A 17201-nucleotide genomic window follows, 5' to 3' on the forward strand; every position below is an offset into this window, starting at 1 on the left:
TTTAGATTAAATTTAAATAGCGTATATTTGCAGACACAAAAATGTTGGCTTTGAAAGAGAAGGATTTACATAAGTTGAGCGGATTTCCCAAGAACAGACTGGGAAAGATTGTGGGATATGATAATGACAGCCTTAGAATGCCCAACAAAATCATCGAAATGGGGCTTCTTCCCGAAACTTCTTTCAGAATTTTGTATCAGGCTCCGTTCAGCGGACCGATGTATGTGGAATTTGGAGACGAAAAAAGCCGGATTGCCCTTCGTGAGGAAGAAGGAGATTATATCATTGTTGAAGAATTGAATTAATGCAGAGCTCTCAAAAAAAACAGGTCCTTTTAGTCGGAAATCCCAACGTTGGAAAGTCAACGGTTTTCAATGCTTTAAGCAACAAAAAGCAGAAAACCGGAAACTACGCCGGAGTTACCGTTGCAAGTCATTCCGGGAATTATACTTATAAAAATGAGGAGGTTGAGATCATCGACTTGCCGGGTTCTTACAGTATTTATCCAAGTTCGGAAGATGAAGCGATTTTTTCTAAATTTCTTATCGATGAACAGCAGAATTACGCAGGAGTTATCTATATTCTTGAAGCATTAAGTTTAAAAAGAGGTCTTCTTTTATTCCAGCAGATTCAGGATCTTGGTGTTCCGATGATTTTGGTTGTCAATCAGATCGATCAGGCGGAAAGAAGAGGAATTAATATTGATATTCAGAAATTCTCAGAAGCTTTAGGTATAAAAATCATTCAGACCAATGCCAAAGAGCATGTCGGGATTGACGAAATTAAAGAGGCCGTATTAAACAACGATTTTTTAAAAACAGAAAAAATTTCTTTCGAAACGCCTAACGAACATAAAGATTTCATTCAGAAATTAGCCTCTCACAAAGGTTTTGATAATGAATATAAAGCTTGGATGAGTCTTTCCTTAGGAACAGATTTAGGTAGAATTGATTCTATTATTGGCTTAATGAACGAGCCGGACTCTAAAAGCTTAGTCCCGAAAAGATTACAGGTTCAGGAAACGGTAAGAAGATATCAGAATGTTGATAAGATTTTGGCGAATGTTATCACGAAAAAACCTCAGTTCAAAGAATTATTAACGGAGAAATTAGACAAAGTTTTAGTTCATAAATTCTGGGGATATGTTGTTTTTCTAGCTATTTTATTGATCATTTTCCAAAGCGTTTTCTTTTTGGCGGAATACCCGATGAACTGGATTGATGATCTTTTTTCATGGCTGACTGCTTTTTCATCTGAACATTTACCTAAAGGACCGGTTAATTCACTTATTTCAAACGGAATTGTTCCGGGAATCGGAGGGATTGTAGTTTTTGCGCCACAAATCGGGATTTTATTATATTTCCTTTATTTACTGGAAGATTCAGGATATATGGCGAGAGTTGTTTTCCTGATGGACAGGATTTTACGCCCTTTCGGACTGAACGGGAAAAGTATTGTTCCATTAGTTTCGGGAACGGCTTGTGCAATTCCTGCAGTGATTTCCACAAGAAATATTGAAAATTTAAAAGAGAGATTATTAACTATTTTGGTAACGCCTTTCATGACGTGTTCTGCAAGGCTTCCTGTTTACAGTATCATTATTGGATTAATCATTTCAGATAAAACTTTTTTAGGTATAAAATACAAAGCTTTGGTTTTGATGGGAATGTATCTGCTTGGTTTTGCCGTAGCATTATTTTCCGCAGCAATTCTTAAAAGATTTATTAAAAATAAAGGGAAAACCTACCTAGTAATGGATTTGCCGACTTACAAAAAACCTCTTTTTCTTTATGATTTTAAAATGGTTTTGGGTAAAGTTTGGGACTTCATTTCGGGAGCAGGAAAAATTATCTTCATTGTAAGTATCATCATCTGGTTCTTAAGTTATTTCGGACCAAAACAGAAACCGGATCAGTTTGTGGCAACAGACGTTCATTTGGATCATTCTTATTTGGCTAAAATGGGAAAAGGAATCGAGCCTTTAATTGCACCGCTTGGTTACGACTGGAAAATGGGCGTTGGAATTCTGACAAGCTTCGTAGCGCGTGAGGTTTTTGTAGGAACAATGTCAACCTTATACAGCCTTGAAGATGATGCTCCGGAAGTGAAAGTAATCGATAAAATGAGACGGGATGTAAAACCGAATGGCGAAAAGGTTTTCAGTTTTGCCACAGGAGTTTCCGTACTTTTATTTTACGCATTTGCAATGCAGTGTGTTTCTACACTTGCAGTAGTCTACAGAGAAACCAAAAGCTGGAAATGGACCGGCTTACAGGTAGCAATGATGACAGGTTTGGCATACTTTGTGTCGATGATAGCTTATCAGATTTTGAAATAATGGATTCTTCATTAATTTTACAGTATATAATTGTTTTACTGATCGTTGCATTCGCATGTTATTCTTTGTTTAAAATACTGAGAAAGAACTTTGCACCGAAAAAATTCAGTTCCAAAAGAACCAACTGCGATAAGGATTGTGGTTGTTCTTAAATTTTAACTAAATTTTTTTAGGAGCTTAATCCCGCTTTTCGCTATATCTTTTTTGTTACGGCTTCGCTCCGCTTCGCCGCAACAAAAAAGGATGCCGCTGCAATCGGGCTAGGTTGCAGTCGTATATTTAAGCATTTGGAATATTCATACAATTTGTCATCCCGTAGTGATCTAGACACGAATCTTTCCATAATATTTCTAATACTACGCCTAGATCACTACGGGATGACAAAGGTTGAAAATAAAATAATCTCATCGATATTTTTCGACATCAACTACCATGTTTTATTTGTATTTTTGAACAAAATTTAAACACCATTTTGTTGATGTCAACAAAATGGTTTCACTAGGAATGTATAAATAAAAACATAATTAATGTCACTAATAAAAAGTATTTCAGGAATCCGAGGAACAATCGGCGGAAAAGTAAATGATAACTTAACACCGCTTGATGTGGTAAAATTCGCTTCGGCATTCGGAACCTGGCTTCAGAACAATAAAAATAAAAAAGATTTAACGCTAATCATTGGAAGAGATGCCAGAATTTCTGGACAAATGGTATCTTCTTTGGTGACGGCAACGTTGCAAGGTCTTGGAATCAATGTAGTTGATTTAGGACTTTCTACCACTCCAACCGTTGAAATTATGGTTCCGGAATTGAAAGCAGATGGAGGAATTATCCTTACCGCTTCTCACAATCCAAAACAATGGAACGCTCTGAAATTATTAAACGAAAAAGGAGAATTTATCACGGGTGAAAACGGAGCAGAAGTTCTTGCTTTGGCAGAGAGTGAAGATTTCAATTATGCTGAAGTTGATGATTTAGGAAAATATGAAACAAGAGACGATGCTTTTGATATTCATATTCAGCAGATTTTGGATTTGCCGATGGTAGATGTTGAAGCAATCAAAGCTAAAAATTTCAAAGTGGTTTTAGATGCGGTAAATTCTACGGGAGGTATTGCAATTCCAATGTTATTGGATAAATTAGGTTGTGAAGTTGTAAAGTTATATTGTGAGCCAAACGGACAATTTCCGCACAATCCGGAGCCTTTAAAAGAACATTTAGGAGATATCTGTGAATTAGTGAAAAAAGAAGGAGCAGATTTAGGTGTTGTTGTAGATCCTGATGTTGACAGATTGGCTTTAATCGACGAAAAAGGCGAAATGTTTGGTGAGGAATACACTTTGGTTGCCGTTGCAGATTATTTATTGAAAAATAAAAATGGGGTGGCAATTTCCAATCTTTCTTCAAGCCGTGCGTTGAGAGATGTCGCACAAGCACACAATTCAGAATATTTTGCAAGTGCTGTCGGAGAAGTGAATGTAGTAACTTTAATGAAGGAAAAAAATGCAGTAATCGGAGGTGAAGGAAACGGAGGAATTATCTATCCGGACTTGCATTACGGAAGAGATTCTTTGGTAGGTGTTGCTTTATTTTTGACTCATTTAGCCAAAGAAAATAAAACTGTTTCTGAACTAAGAGCAGGATATCCAAGTTATTTCATGGGGAAAAAGAAAATCGAACTGACACCGGAAATCAATGTGGATGATATTTTATCTAAAATGGAAAAAGAATATCAAAACGAAAATGTTTCAACAATTGACGGCGTGAAAATCGATTTCGAAAACAATTGGGTCCACCTTAGAAAATCCAATACAGAACCAATTATCAGAATTTATACGGAAGCTAAATCTCAGGAAGAAGCCGACAAATTAGGAGACGATATCATCGCAAAAATCAAAAGTTTGATTTAATAAAATAATAGGAACGGAGCTTTTAGTTCCGTTCTTTTTTTTGCAAAAATGTTCGAACATCTACAAAACAGATTCTCTTTTCCGAAAGAAACATGGGGAAAATACAGGAAGAATTTCACACGAATTGAAGTTCCGGCAAAAACCATTTTGTTGAATGAAGGAGAAATTTCGTTAAATGCTTATTTTATCGAAAAAGGAATTGTAAGAGCGTGGTACAACAACGACGGAAAAGACATAACCTTCCAGTTTTTCATGGAAAATACAATGTTTTCTTCATTGGAAAGCTTCCGGAAAGGATTGCCAAGTATGCTTTCAATGGAAACAATTGAACCTTGCGTTTTGTGGCAAATTGATAAACCGACCGCAGATAAAATCTTAGAAGAAGTTTACGAAGATCCAAAACTCAGAAACGAATTTATGGATTCTGTTTTTGAACGTGTTTTCGATTATATGAAACATTTTTTTTCTTTTATTAAAGACAGTCCGCAGGAACGCTATTTAACTCTTTGCAAAGACAAACCAAATATCATCAAAAGAGTTCCGCAACATTATATTGCGTCTTATTTGGGAGTTACAACCGTTCATTTGAGCAGAATTAAAAGTAAGATTTTGAAGGAAAAATAATCAACCGATAACAAATGTTATTGCACTTTGAAACGCTTTCAAAATAATTTTGCATTAAAATTTAAGATAAATGAAAGCAGCAGTAGTATTTGAAAAAGGCGGAATTCCTCAATATGCAGATTTCCCGGATCCAATCGTTAATAATGATAATGAAGCTTTAATATTCGTAAAAGCAGCCTCCATCAAACACCTTGACAGAGCCAGAGCAAGCGGAAAACATTATTCAACAGAAAATAATGAACATCAACCGACAATTGTCGGAAGCGATGGAGTGGGTTTCCTTGAAAATGGATCTAAAGTTTATTTCTTCAGTAAAAAAGGAACCGTTGCAGAAAAGGCGGTCGCAGATAAAAAAATGATTGTTCCTATTCCTGATGAATTAGATTTCACGATTGCGGCAGCGTTACCAAATGCAGTGATGGGTTCTGCGATGGGGCTTAAGTTTAAAACTAATTTAAAAGCAGGAGAAACTGTTCTCATCAATGGAGCTACAGGAATCACAGGAAAAGTTGCCATTCAGATTGCAAAATTATATGGAGCTAATAAAGTGATTGTGACAGGAAGGAATGAAGAAGCATTACAATCTCTGCTTGAATTGGGTGCAGACGAAACTGTTTCTTTACAATTGAGTGATGAAGATTTTAAACAAAAAATCAAAGATATTCATAACGAAACTCCGATTGATATTGTATTGGATTATATTTGGGGACATTCGGTGGAAAATATTTTATCAGCATTAAAAGGGGACGGAACTTTTTCCCATAAAACACGATTGGTTTCTGTCGGTGGAATGAGCGGTGACACGATTCAGTTATCATCACAAATTTTGAGAGGAACAGACATTCAGATTTCAGGTTCAGGCTTGGGAAGCTGGACTCAGGAGGAAATGAAATTGCTTCTTTCGGAGATTATTCCTGAGATGTTTCAGGCAGCAGTTAACGGAAATTTAAAAATTGATACAGAAACCGTTCATTTGGAAAATATCCAAACAGTTTGGGAAAGCGAAATAACCAACAGAAAGCGATTAGTTGTGTTAATTTAATAATAACTCCTCTTTTTTATCCACAATTCTTTGAATTTAATATTCTTTTCACTATCTTTAAGATAGAAATTTACAAAGATGAATGTCGAAAAAATTTCGCAACTTTGCATACATTTTGAATTATAAATTTCAGAAGTAATATTAATTTAAGAAGTTTGTCGAGGTTTGTAAGTACATTCGAACATTGGCCGACTAAGGAAACGAGTATTGGAAGAGTATTTTGGAAATGAACTTGTGAAAAAGTTCGAAGAAATGATGGAAAATAATGATGAATTCTACTTTGATACAGAAGAGTTGGAAGACATTATTGTTTATTATTTGGAGCTTGGAGATTTTAATTATGCAAATACTGCAGTGAATTATGGTCTGAAGCTTCACCCCAATTCTTTAGATATCAAGATCAAAAGGCTTGAAATTCTTTTGGAATGGGAAGATTATAATACATCGAAAGAGCTTATTGACGAGTTGAAAGGTTCCTCTATGGAAAGCACAGACTTTTTGGTTTGCTATGCGAAGTATTATTCGAATTTAGGAAATCCTAGAAAATCCATTGAAATATGTAAAAAAGCTCTGGAATTGCAGGAAGAAGAGAATTTTCTTCACAATTTTATTGCGGATGAATATGTGAATTTAGGAGATCCTTTTAACGCTCTTAAACACTACAAAAAAGCCCTTAAGGAAGATCCGACGGATGAATATTCTTTGGAAAACTGTATGGTTTGCTTTGCAGATTTGAATAAGAGTGAGGAGGCGATTGCCTTTCTTAATGAATATTTGGATGAATTTGCCTATTCTGAGATTGCGTGGTTTGAATATGGACAGTTTTATTTCAACAGAAAAAATTATGAGGAAGCAATAAAAGGGTACGACTATTTATTGGCGATCAATTCAAATTCTGTTGGAGTATATGCGAATAAAGCGGCTTGTTATGAGGCATTGGGTCAGTATAAAAAAGCGATCGAAGTTTACGAAGAAATGATGGAGCTGGAATATACGAAAGCTTTCACATTTTACAAGATCGGACTTTGCTACAAAGCACTGAAACAACCAATTGTAGCATTGAATTCTTTCCAGAAATCGTTGAGAGAAGATCCTCAGTTCTATCTTGCAATGATGGAACAGTCTTATCTTTACGAGGAAATGGGCGGAATGACAGAAGCTTTACATTTTGCAAAAGAAGCGACCCATCTTAATGATGATAACCTTGATTATCAGAAAAGACTGGCATTTTTATTCATCGATTCAGGGAAGTTTGAAGAAAGTCTTTCTTGTCTTAAAAAGTTGGTAGAAGCTGAGCCTACAAGATTTTACAATTGGTACGCATATTCGGAAGTGTTAATGCTTTTGGGTGAGTATGAAGAAGCTGTTACTCTTTTAAATAAAGCTGTAAAAGTGCATGACAGAGCGGAATTGTATTATCAGCTAAGCAATTGTTATTTCAACTTAAAAGAGCAGGATAAAGGCAAAGAATCGCTTTTAAAAGCATTAGATTTAGATCCTTCTTTGGTTTCGGATATGCAGAAAAAATATCCTTTTATTAAAGACGAGGTTAAAAAAGCCAAGGCAAAGGTTAGAAAGAAAAATTCTGAAGGTTAAAAAACCGGACGTTTTGATTAATCGATTTGAAGAATTAATTTTAAATCAAATAAAAATCCTGCAGAAATGCAGGATTTATTTTTTTATAATATTGGATTTTGTCCTTAAAAAGATCAAACCGGCAATAATAATACCCGCACCAACAAATTGAAGGGTGCTTAGTTTTTCTCCATCTAAAAATCCCCAGATAATCGCCACAATCGGCATTAATAATGTAACTGTTGATGCAAATAAAGGAGTGGAAACTTTTAATAAACGATAGTTCATCATCATTGCCAATCCTGTTCCGAAGATGGATAATAGACTTACGAACATTAATCCTGTTAAATTATTTTCGTCAAAGCTAAACGATGAGAAGAATCCTGTGAAGCTTAAAGCGATTAATGAAGGAAAAAATAATACAAATGAAAATACAAAAGCCGATAAAACCGTAGAAGAAACTTCCATTAATTTAGATTTTACTGTTGTTGTGCTTAAAGCATAACATAATGTTGCCAATAGCAATAATAAAATAGGAATAAGTTTAAATTTTCCACCTTCACCGTCTCCACCAAAAGCAAGTAGACAAACTCCTGTAAAACTTATTAAAGTTCCGAAGATCTGTTGTTTTGTTGTTTCAAATTTCCAGATCAGAGCACCGACAATAATTACGAAAATCGGCATCATTGAGTTGATGATTCCTGCAATGCTGCTGCTGACTTCCGTCTCGGCAATCGGAAATAAAAACATAGGAATAAAATTTCCTGTAAATGCAGCCAAAAGCAACCATTTTAAATGTTTTTTCGGAAATAATTTATACTTTGAAATAGCAATAGGCATTAAGATAATTCCGGCAATCAAAACTCTTAAAGCTCCCACTTGATAAGGACTGAAATGTTCTAAAGATTTTTTAATTAAAATAAAAGAAGATCCCCAAATAATACTCAGTATAATAAGGAGGACCCATTTTTCTTTATCTGCGTTCATGGTTTTCGTATAAAATTTTTAAAAATTCTTTTTTGGGAATCATTTTCGCACCAAGACTTTCAAGATGGTCTGTATGAGATTGGCAGTCAATTAATTCAAGTTCGTCTTTGTGGGTTTCTATAAAATGAATAAATCCGGCTTTGGAGGCATTGCTCACTTTTGCAAACATGCTTTCACCACAAAAAACCTTACCAATTTGAAGTCCGTAAAAACCACCAACCAATTTTCCATCTTGCCAAACTTCAATGCTTTTTGCCAAACCATATTTATGCAACTGAATAAAAGTTTCCATCAGTTCATCCGAAAGCCATGTTCCTGCCTGTCCTTTCCGGCTTGTCTGTTGGCAATTTTTAATGACTTCTTTAAAATTTTGATTCTCGGTAAATGTAAAAATATTTCGATTTAATATTTTTCTCATCGATTTTGAAACCCTCAAATCATTTGGGAAGATCACGAATCTTGGATCGGGACACCACCAAAGAATTTCCTCCTCCGGATTATACCAGGGAAATATACCTAATTGATAGGCAAACCAAATCCTGTCTATTGACAGGTCACCGCCAAATGCTATAATTCCTTCATGTCCGTCGTAAAGTTCCGGATCAGGAAATGAAATCTCGTTTTCGTCTAATCGAACCATTTTTAGGAAAAAAAATCCCACTTAAAAAGCAGGATTTATATTTTCGGTATTATCTTTTAATTAAAAAGGTAAATCATCGTCATCGTCGCCTGCGAAAGGATTCTCATTAGAAACCGGAGAAGCAGACTGAGATGGTGAAGCTTGTGTAGGCTCTGAGCCATTATCAAAAACCTTCTCTACTCTCCATCCTGTAATAGAGTTGAAGTATTTTGTTTCACCTTGTGGAGAAACCCATTCTCTACCTCTGATGTTGATTCCCACCTTTACATTTTCGCCTTCTTTCAAATTATCTAATAAACCAATCTTATCAGAAAGAAATTCTATGTTTATCGGCTGCGGATACTGTTCCTGCGTCAAAATAACCATTTCTCTTTTTTGGAAACCGCTCGCAAATGTCTGAGCATCAAATATTTTCTTTACCGTTCCTTGTAATTCCATATCGTAATTATTAACACGGTAAAAGTAAGAAAATCAATCGTAATAAAGGCTACGTGGAAAAAAAAATGTAAAAATTTTAATTTTTTTACTGAAAAGTTTGGAGATAAAGGAATTTATCCTATCTTTGCACCACTGAAAACGAAAAAACGAAACAAGTTCTTTTAAAAATAAGTTTTCATAATAAACAACGCGGATGTGGTGTAATTGGTAGCCACGCCAGACTTAGGATCTGGTGCCGAGAGGCGTGGGGGTTCGAGTCCCTTCATCCGCACAGTATGCGAAAATAGCTCAGCTGGTAGAGCACAACCTTGCCAAGGTTGGGGTCGCGGGTTCGAATCCCGTTTTTCGCTCCACTCCATGCCCTGGTGGTGGAACTGGTAGACACGCAGGACTTAAAATCCTGTGTCCGCAAGGACGTACGGGTTCAAGTCCCGTCTGGGGTACTAAAACCCTCTGTAATTTTTTACGGAGGGTTTTCTGTTTTTAAAATATTTCAACACAAAGTTTTTGATGAATACTATCAAAGACATATAAGCAAAACAATTCTAAGGATTAATTAAATCATATTAATCGAAATTAAAAATCAGCTGAGTAAAAGTATATTATCTTACATCTTCCGAATAAGTTTTTAGATAAATGATGCCAGTCAATAAAATATGCTTTAAACATCGAACAAACCAAACAGAATAAAAATAAAATAATTCGATTGATGTTTGGTGGGATTATAATTTTTAATATATTTGAAAAAGATAGATCCTTGCTTTTCTTTTTAAAGAAATGATGATGTTTCGTCATCACTGTGAAATTGCTTAGCATACATCACTACATACTATCTTTAATGGGGAAAATGGTACTAGTAGGTACCTTTTCAGTTCATTTTCCGAGAAAATAAAGGTACCTACTAGTACCATTTTCTGGAGTTGATAGATATAGTCCTTAGAAAATACGAAGGTTTATCCAAAACAAAGCCCTATACAATCGTAGGGCTTTTTATTTATAAAAAAGCACACCTAAATGTCACAAAATCTCAGCAGACAACAGATTTACGACCGTATAAAAGAATCTTCCAAGGACAGTTATATTTTGGAAGAAATGAAAAGGCTTGGTTTTTGGCAGGAAACCTCTACGCCTTCCTTACCGGAACAGTTGATTCAAAGGGAGGTCGTTTTGCAAAAGGAGTTACAAGAGCTACTGGCAAAAGACCGAAAATATGGTAATCAGGAAGCCATGCTTCGCGAAATGCGTAAAAAACGTATGCAGGAAGCAAAAGCCAAAAGAGAAGTAACGAAACAAAAAAGTAAACAAAAGCGACAGGATAAAGCTGATCACTGGAAAAATCTCCAGCAACAGCAAATTATTTATCTTGGTGAAGATGTTTCTAAAGGACTTCACCAAACAGACTCAGAGATAGAAAAACTATTGCAGTTTTCACTTCCTGTTTTTGAAAACGTATCGGATTTCAGTCAGAAATCAGGTTTCGGACTTTCATTGATAAAATATCTTGCTTTTCATAGGAAAGTTTCAAAAAAAACGCACTATCACATTTTTGAAATTCCAAAAAAATCAGGTGGAAAAAGAAAAATTTCTGCTCCAAAACCACAACTGAGACATTTCCAACAATGGATTCTGGAAAATATATTAAATAAAATTTCAGTAGGAGAAGTTGTTCATGGTTTTACGGCAAAAAGATCGATTGTGACCAATGCAGAGCCACATCTTGGAAAAGACATTATCATTAATATAGATTTGCAGGATTTTTTCCCTTCAATCAGCTATAAAAGAGTGAAAGGACTGTTTTCAAAACTTGGATATTCAGAGCAGCTTTCGACTATTTTTGCATTGGTTTGCACTCAGTCTCATACAGAAGAGATTTTATTGGATGATGTTAAATACTTTGTTCATAAAGGAGAAAGGTTTTTACCACAAGGTTCGCCTGCAAGTCCTGCCATTAGTAATATTATTGCTTATAAACTAGATAAAAGATTAAAAGGTTTAGCTCAAAAATTAGGCTTTGTATATACTAGATATGCGGATGATCTTACTTTTTCTGCCAATCAGGATAATGAAGAAAATATCAATAAACTTTTATATTTTGTAAGACAGGTTATCAACGCTGAGAATTTTACGATTCATCCCGAAAAGCTTCACATCATGAGAAGCAAACATCAGCAGAAAGTAACGGGAGTCGTAGTCAATGAAAAGCTGAATGTTGAGAGAAAAAAACTCAGAAAATTCAGAGCTCTTTTACATAATATCGAAGTCAATGGATGGCAAAACCAAACTTGGGGAAAAGCGTTTCACTTAATTAATGCAGTTGAAGGTTATATCAATTTTGTAAATATGGTAAATCCGTCGAAAGCATCGGTTTTCAAAGAAAAACTGGATGTAATTATTGCGAAACATGGTAAGCCGATCGTAGAAGTAAGAAAATTGATTCCTGAAATTGTAGAAATAATCGCGGTACCTGAAATCAAAGAAGAAATAATAGCACCAAAAGAAGAAAAAACAGATTGGTGGAATATTTTTTAGTCTGAACCAAACACATAATAATAACATCTTAATCAGTAAGATAGATGAAAATTATCAAACAAACCAAACTCTTTTTCCACGAAGGAAAATCGGATAAAGTTTACGAAATAGATCTTTGTGAAATTAATGCTGATGCTTTTGCTGTCAATTTCCGTTACGGAAGACGAGGAGCAGCATTGAAAGAAGGAAGTAAAACTCCTGCATTTGTTTCCAGAGAAAAAGCAGAAAGTATTTTTGACCAGCTCGAAAAAGAAAAAAGAAATAAAGGGTATCAGTCTGAAGTAGAAGTATTTGTAGAGCTTCCGTTATTGGATTTTCTGAATATGAATTCTGCGGAAGGAGTTATCTTAAAACGTCTGGAAGATGCTACACAAGGAATCAATTCTTTCAAAACAGAATGGAAAACTTCCCGTGTAATCTGGAAAGCGGCTCAAATGGGAATTAAAGAAGCTATTCCTTATATTTTGAAACTGGCTACAAAAGGCGATGAAATGCAATTGTATGCTTCTATTTTTGCGATCAGAACATTTAAAATGACTCAAGCTTCTGAGCTTTTACGTAGCATTGCGAACAGTTCAAGGCACAAACAATATATCAGAAATGTTGCTTTTGATGCGCTGTTAACGATCAATGAAGGTTCAGAATTAGAGAAAACAGTTTCTGAATTATTGGAAAGCTTGCCATCCGAAATAAAATATGCCATCGACAAAGGAGATTATGATGGTTTAAAGCAGCAATATCTTGAAAAATTCAGTAAAAAAGAGAAAACAGACGAACTGGTTTATCTTTATCTTTTATCGAAAGCGTATCCATCTTTGGTTAAGTTAATTGAAGAAATTATATGGAAAATTCCATTTGGGTCGCCGTATTTCAGAAATATTCGTGCGATTTATAAACTTGCCCGCTTCAGAGATGATGCACAGATTTTAGGAATGTTGTCATTTTTATTCGAAAAAAAGGCAGCAATGTTCAAGAGAACAGCTAGCTTGGATAAAGAAGCGTGGAATCAGAATCAATATTTTTACCAGTTCGGGAATTCCGTTAATGTAAGAAAAGAGCTTTCTAGTGATGAAAGCAGGATTGCATTTTCAAATTTTACCAAACTTTATTTTCAGAAGAACAGTTTTTATTATTTAAAAGAATTAGGAGAGCAAAATAAAGCGAAAGAATACTTGAGATTTGCTGTAAATGCATTAGTACAATATTCTAATGATGATTATATTCCCGCCAGAAGAGGACCATTAAGCCAGTATGGAAGTTACAATTGGGAAAGCCGCAGATATTATTACACTGTAGTAGATTTCCCAGAATGTTACCGATCTCCTCTTCTTACAACAATACTTTTCGGGAGAGATAAAAACCGAAATATGGATTCAAATCTTGAATTCTATATTAAAAAAGAACAATTCTGGAGCTCAGATTATTATTACAAGGCAAATGAGATGAAGAAAGTGGAGACGGAGAATAATAATTCAAATGTATCCGAACAGCCTTCAAGCCAAAATCAACAGCAAGGAGCTTTAGACAATATTATAGGTGCATTCAAAAATATTTTTGGTTCAAATAAAGAAAAACCTGTTGTTCCTCAACAAAAACAGGAAGAATCTACAATAAAACCTGAATCAAATCCCTCAAGACTTGAACTTTATCCTGAATTTTGGGATGAAATGCCGGAAGCTTATATTCAGCTCTTGATGCAAGGAAAAATGGATTTGGTAATGAAATTTGCTTATGAAAATCTTTCCGTTCATTCAAAATATCAGGATTTATTACTAAAAATTGAACCAGAAATGATGATTCGGTTGTTGAATAAATCTTCAGAGTATCCACAAAGTTTAGGCTTTGATGCTTTAGAGAAAAGACAGGAAGAATTAAAGCAAAATCAAGTTTTTACAGCGCAAATTTTAGTTTCTGAAAGTGAAAAGGCAAGAAATTGGGCAAAAGAAACAATAGAAAATAATACTCAATATTTTCTCGCGTCCACAGATTTTATTATGATTTTAATTATGAATTCACGAAAAGAATCTAATGAATTCATCAATAATTTACTTCAAAAAGCATCTTTATCTGAAGACAGACAGAAAACAGTACTCGGAAAAGTAATTATAGAATTGCTTTCTCTGGAAAATAACGACGAAAACAATAAAATCGCAGAATCTGCTGCCAAAAAGCTTAAAATAACAACATTCTCTAATTTTTCCGAAATCAGTTGGGAAATTGTGGCTCAATTATTGACTTCTCCGTTGAACAATAATAGATTTTTGGCAAGTGAAATTTTGCTTTCCAAATCTGAGAAATATCCGGTAACAGAAATTCCTCTTTCAATTATTGAATTGTTATTGAGTAATGAAAATGAATCCATCAGACAAAACGGAATCAGTCTTTTAAATCAATACCCAAAAGAGGAAATCGGGAAAAACTGGCATCAGATTCTTGTGTTGCTTTCTTCAAACCATAAGGAAGTTGTAGAAAATGTTTTTTCATTGAATGATCATCTGGAAACTCAGGCTGAAACTCAATTACAGATTGTTGAAAAATTATTTGAGATGTTGATGAAGGAGCAGAAATTTGAAAATTCTCATCAGTTATTCAGGGATTATCTTGAAAAAACGGCTCCGAAATATATTGACAATATTCCTGTAAAATGGATTCTCAGATTGTTATTTGCAGACAGTGTAAAAAACCAGCTTTTCGGCTTCGAATTGCTTAAAAAAGTAAGCGACAGCAATAAATTCACGTTGAAACAAGTCATTTCTCTCGCAAATCACGAATTTTTAGCGGTAAGACAATGGTCTTGGAATTTTTATAAAAATAATATTGAAAGAATTAAATCGGATCGCAATCACGCGTTGGGAATTTTGGATGCAAAATGGGACGACAGCAGAGAATTTGCGTTTCATTTCTTCCAAACCGAATTTACAGACGAAGATTGGGATACGGATTGCTTAGTCGGAATTGCAGATTCGGTGCGTTCTGATGTTGAAAATTTCGGAAAGAATCTGATCATGAAATTCTTCAAAAAAGAACACGGATTGGAATACCTTACGAAATTAAGTCAACATCCAAGCCAGAATATTCAGCTTTTTGTGACTTCATATCTTGAAGAATATGCAACTGATAAGCCTGAAAAATTGAAAGAATTGGAGTTTTATTTCCGTTCAGTACTTTCAAGAGTAAACAAATCGCGAACTGCCAAAAACCGAATTTTCATTTTCTTAGAAAAAGAAGGACGAAAAAATACGGAATCAGCAGAAATCGTCAGTAAGATTTTAGACGATCTTTCCGCAACGACAGCCATTCAGGATAAGGCAAAATGCATCAATATTATTTCTGAGCTGAAAATGATCTATCCTCAACTGAATGTTCATCTTCAATTAATTTCTTAAGCCATGTTATTCGATTATAAATTTCATAAAGATACGGCCATCACGAACTCTGCAACGAGTACGCAAATGAGCTTTTCTCCCGATCTCCAAAGAGATCCGACATTTTTTGTTGGCAAACTGAATAAAAAAATTCCTTTCCGTGAAGCGATTTCTGCGTTGCATGATGTGGTGGTTTCCGATCTTCGTTTTAAACCAAAAGATAAAACGGAATACAAAGAATGGGTTGCAGAACAGGAAAAGCTTTGGTTAAGTGATTACATGGCTGAGTTTCAAATTGAAGAAGTCAAAAAAAGACTTGCCGAAGTAAGGGGAGAGCTCGATCAGGTTTATAAAGAAAAAAACAGGGTTTTAGGACCTTTCAACACTGCCAAAAAAACATATTTTGATTATTTGTATCAAAAAGATAAAGATGCATGGTTTGTTCTTGATCCTGTCATAACGGTTCATCCTGATGAAGTTTTCTTTGAATGTTTCAGCCAGGACGAATCTACTTACGGAAAATTAAGCAGCAGTTATAATGTTTTCACAGAGATCAACGAATTTAAATGTGGAACAACAAATATCGATTATTCGGCTGCACTTTATAATGAATTCCAAAAGATAAGGGATTATAAAGACACGGAATTTAAAATTGATCCTTCAGGTTTTGAAGCACTTACTACAAACGAGGAAGTGTATAAAGAAGAAAAAATCGATTTACCGGATTCTTGGGTTCGCGGATTTTTACAGGTAAGTTCTGCAATGACTTTACCTGCAACTACTTTTGATCTTCATCCGATGGATATTTTCAGTATTTGTCAGTTTTTAAGAAGATTCAAAGAGAAAAAAGGACCAAGAGCACTGCGTTTTATTTTGGAACCCGGAAAACCTATTCAGGCAGTTTTTGAACCTTGGTATGAAACGCTTACTTTTCATCGCTCAATTTATATAGGACCGGAAAGCAAAACGATCAGAATCTGGGGAAGAAGAAGACTGTTGATTTTAGAAAGATTAATTCCGATTGCCAAAAATTTCAGGGTGGTTTTATTAGGAAACGGATTGCCTTCGTTCTACATTGCGGATTTGGGTGATATGGCTTTCACTTTAGGACTTTCCGGATGGACAACCAATGACTGGAGCAGAGCAGGGAATTTTGATTTGATGGCTCCGAGAGGACATGTGGATTTGATGACTCAGGAAAAAGTATTCAATACTTTAAAAGAAACATGGTTTGGAACAACAGCCGAACTTTCGAAAAAATTAAATCTTGATACAGCTACAATTTCAACTTCACTTACATCTTATACACAAGCAGGAAGGGTAATTTATGATCTTAATTTAGGATTATACAGGGTTCGAGAATTGACTCAGGATCCTTTGGATATGAAACAATTACGTTTTTCAAGTCCGCAGGAGGAAAAAGCAGATAAATTGATTTCTGAAGGCAAAGTGAAAATCGATTATGATATAAAAAATGATGTTCTTAATATCCAAGGGAAAATAAAAGAAAATAATTATACATATAAAACAGAAGCTTTCATTGATAAAGATCAGCGATTGATTGATGGAAATTGTCAATGCAGTTTTTATCAGGCAAACGGTTTGAGACAAGGACCTTGTGAACATATTTTGGCAACAAGAATGATGATTAATAGGAAGTAATATAAAAGTTTAAATATTTTATGCTAGTTTTATAAAGGAGGAATTTTTTTGTTAAGAATTTCCTCCTTTATGCATTTCCCATCTTTTTTTC

12 protein-coding genes and 3 tRNA genes are annotated in these 17201 nt (G+C 34.8%); 12 read left to right on the top strand and 3 right to left on the bottom strand.

From position 1 onward, the window contains the following. The first annotated feature begins 41 nt into the window (after positions 1-41). The 6 genes from ABD940_RS10130 (at position 42) to ABD940_RS10155 (ending at position 7510) form a co-directional block, all read left to right on the top strand. Positions 42-305: a FeoA family protein gene (locus ABD940_RS10130; protein WP_345203174.1), complete on the top strand. Its 264-nt coding sequence runs from the start codon at positions 42-44 to the stop codon at positions 303-305. Then, positions 305-2338, top strand: a complete 2034-nt coding sequence (gene feoB / locus ABD940_RS10135; protein ID WP_345203176.1) for a ferrous iron transport protein B — start codon at positions 305-307, stop codon at positions 2336-2338. The genes ABD940_RS10130 and feoB overlap by 1 nt, the downstream gene beginning before the upstream one ends. A 527-nt stretch (positions 2339-2865) precedes the next feature. Next, entirely contained in the window at positions 2866-4248 is a 1383-nt protein-coding gene (gene glmM / locus ABD940_RS10140) for a phosphoglucosamine mutase (RefSeq protein ID WP_345203179.1), read from the top strand. A 48-nt stretch (positions 4249-4296) separates the two neighbouring features. Continuing rightward, complete coding sequence (locus ABD940_RS10145) at positions 4297-4872, top strand: Crp/Fnr family transcriptional regulator (RefSeq protein ID WP_345203181.1); 576 nt, start codon at positions 4297-4299, stop codon at positions 4870-4872. A 70-nt stretch (positions 4873-4942) separates the two neighbouring features. After that, on the top strand, positions 4943-5914 hold the full coding sequence (locus ABD940_RS10150; RefSeq protein WP_345203184.1) for a quinone oxidoreductase family protein: 972 nt from the start codon (positions 4943-4945) through the stop codon (positions 5912-5914). 207 nt (positions 5915-6121) lie between these two features. Continuing rightward, complete coding sequence (locus ABD940_RS10155) at positions 6122-7510, top strand: tetratricopeptide repeat protein (protein WP_345203187.1); 1389 nt, start codon at positions 6122-6124, stop codon at positions 7508-7510. 75 nt (positions 7511-7585) lie between these two features. Here ABD940_RS10155 and ABD940_RS10160 read toward each other — a convergent pair whose 3' ends face one another. From ABD940_RS10160 to ABD940_RS10170, 3 genes are read right to left on the bottom strand one after another with little or no spacing between them, the layout of a single operon-like run. After that, complete coding sequence (locus ABD940_RS10160) at positions 7586-8476, bottom strand: DMT family transporter (protein ID WP_345203189.1); 891 nt, start codon at positions 8474-8476, stop codon at positions 7586-7588. After that, on the bottom strand, positions 8463-9116 hold the full coding sequence (gene aat / locus ABD940_RS10165; protein ID WP_345203191.1) for a leucyl/phenylalanyl-tRNA--protein transferase: 654 nt from the start codon (positions 9114-9116) through the stop codon (positions 8463-8465). Before aat ends, ABD940_RS10160 begins: the two co-directional genes overlap by 14 nt. 60 nt (positions 9117-9176) lie before the next feature. Continuing rightward, positions 9177-9554, bottom strand: a complete 378-nt coding sequence (locus ABD940_RS10170) for a DUF3127 domain-containing protein (RefSeq protein WP_345203193.1) — start codon at positions 9552-9554, stop codon at positions 9177-9179. 189 nt (positions 9555-9743) lie between these two features. Here ABD940_RS10170 and ABD940_RS10175 point away from each other — a divergent pair. The 6 genes from ABD940_RS10175 (at position 9744) to ABD940_RS10200 (ending at position 17110) form a co-directional block, all read left to right on the top strand. Next, a tRNA-Leu gene (locus ABD940_RS10175) sits at positions 9744-9825 on the top strand. Positions 9826-9831: 6 nt separating this feature from the next. Next, positions 9832-9907 (top strand) — tRNA-Gly (locus tag ABD940_RS10180). A gap of 6 nt (positions 9908-9913) precedes the next feature. After that, a tRNA-Leu gene (locus tag ABD940_RS10185) sits at positions 9914-9997 on the top strand. Between the two features lie 571 nt (positions 9998-10568). Continuing rightward, positions 10569-12083 (top strand): retron St85 family RNA-directed DNA polymerase, encoded by a 1515-nt coding sequence (locus ABD940_RS10190; protein WP_345203195.1) that lies wholly within the window; start codon positions 10569-10571, stop codon positions 12081-12083. Between the two features lie 44 nt (positions 12084-12127). Next, complete coding sequence (locus tag ABD940_RS10195) at positions 12128-15469, top strand: WGR domain-containing protein (protein WP_345203198.1); 3342 nt, start codon at positions 12128-12130, stop codon at positions 15467-15469. A gap of 3 nt (positions 15470-15472) precedes the next feature. Continuing rightward, positions 15473-17110, top strand: coding sequence for an SWIM zinc finger family protein (locus ABD940_RS10200; protein ID WP_345203200.1), 1638 nt, complete (start codon positions 15473-15475; stop codon positions 17108-17110). Positions 17111-17201: the final 91 nt, after the last annotated feature.

The sequence above is a fragment of the Chryseobacterium ginsengisoli genome, from assembly GCF_039542325.1.
GTDB classification, from domain to species: domain Bacteria; phylum Bacteroidota; class Bacteroidia; order Flavobacteriales; family Weeksellaceae; genus Chryseobacterium; species Chryseobacterium ginsengisoli.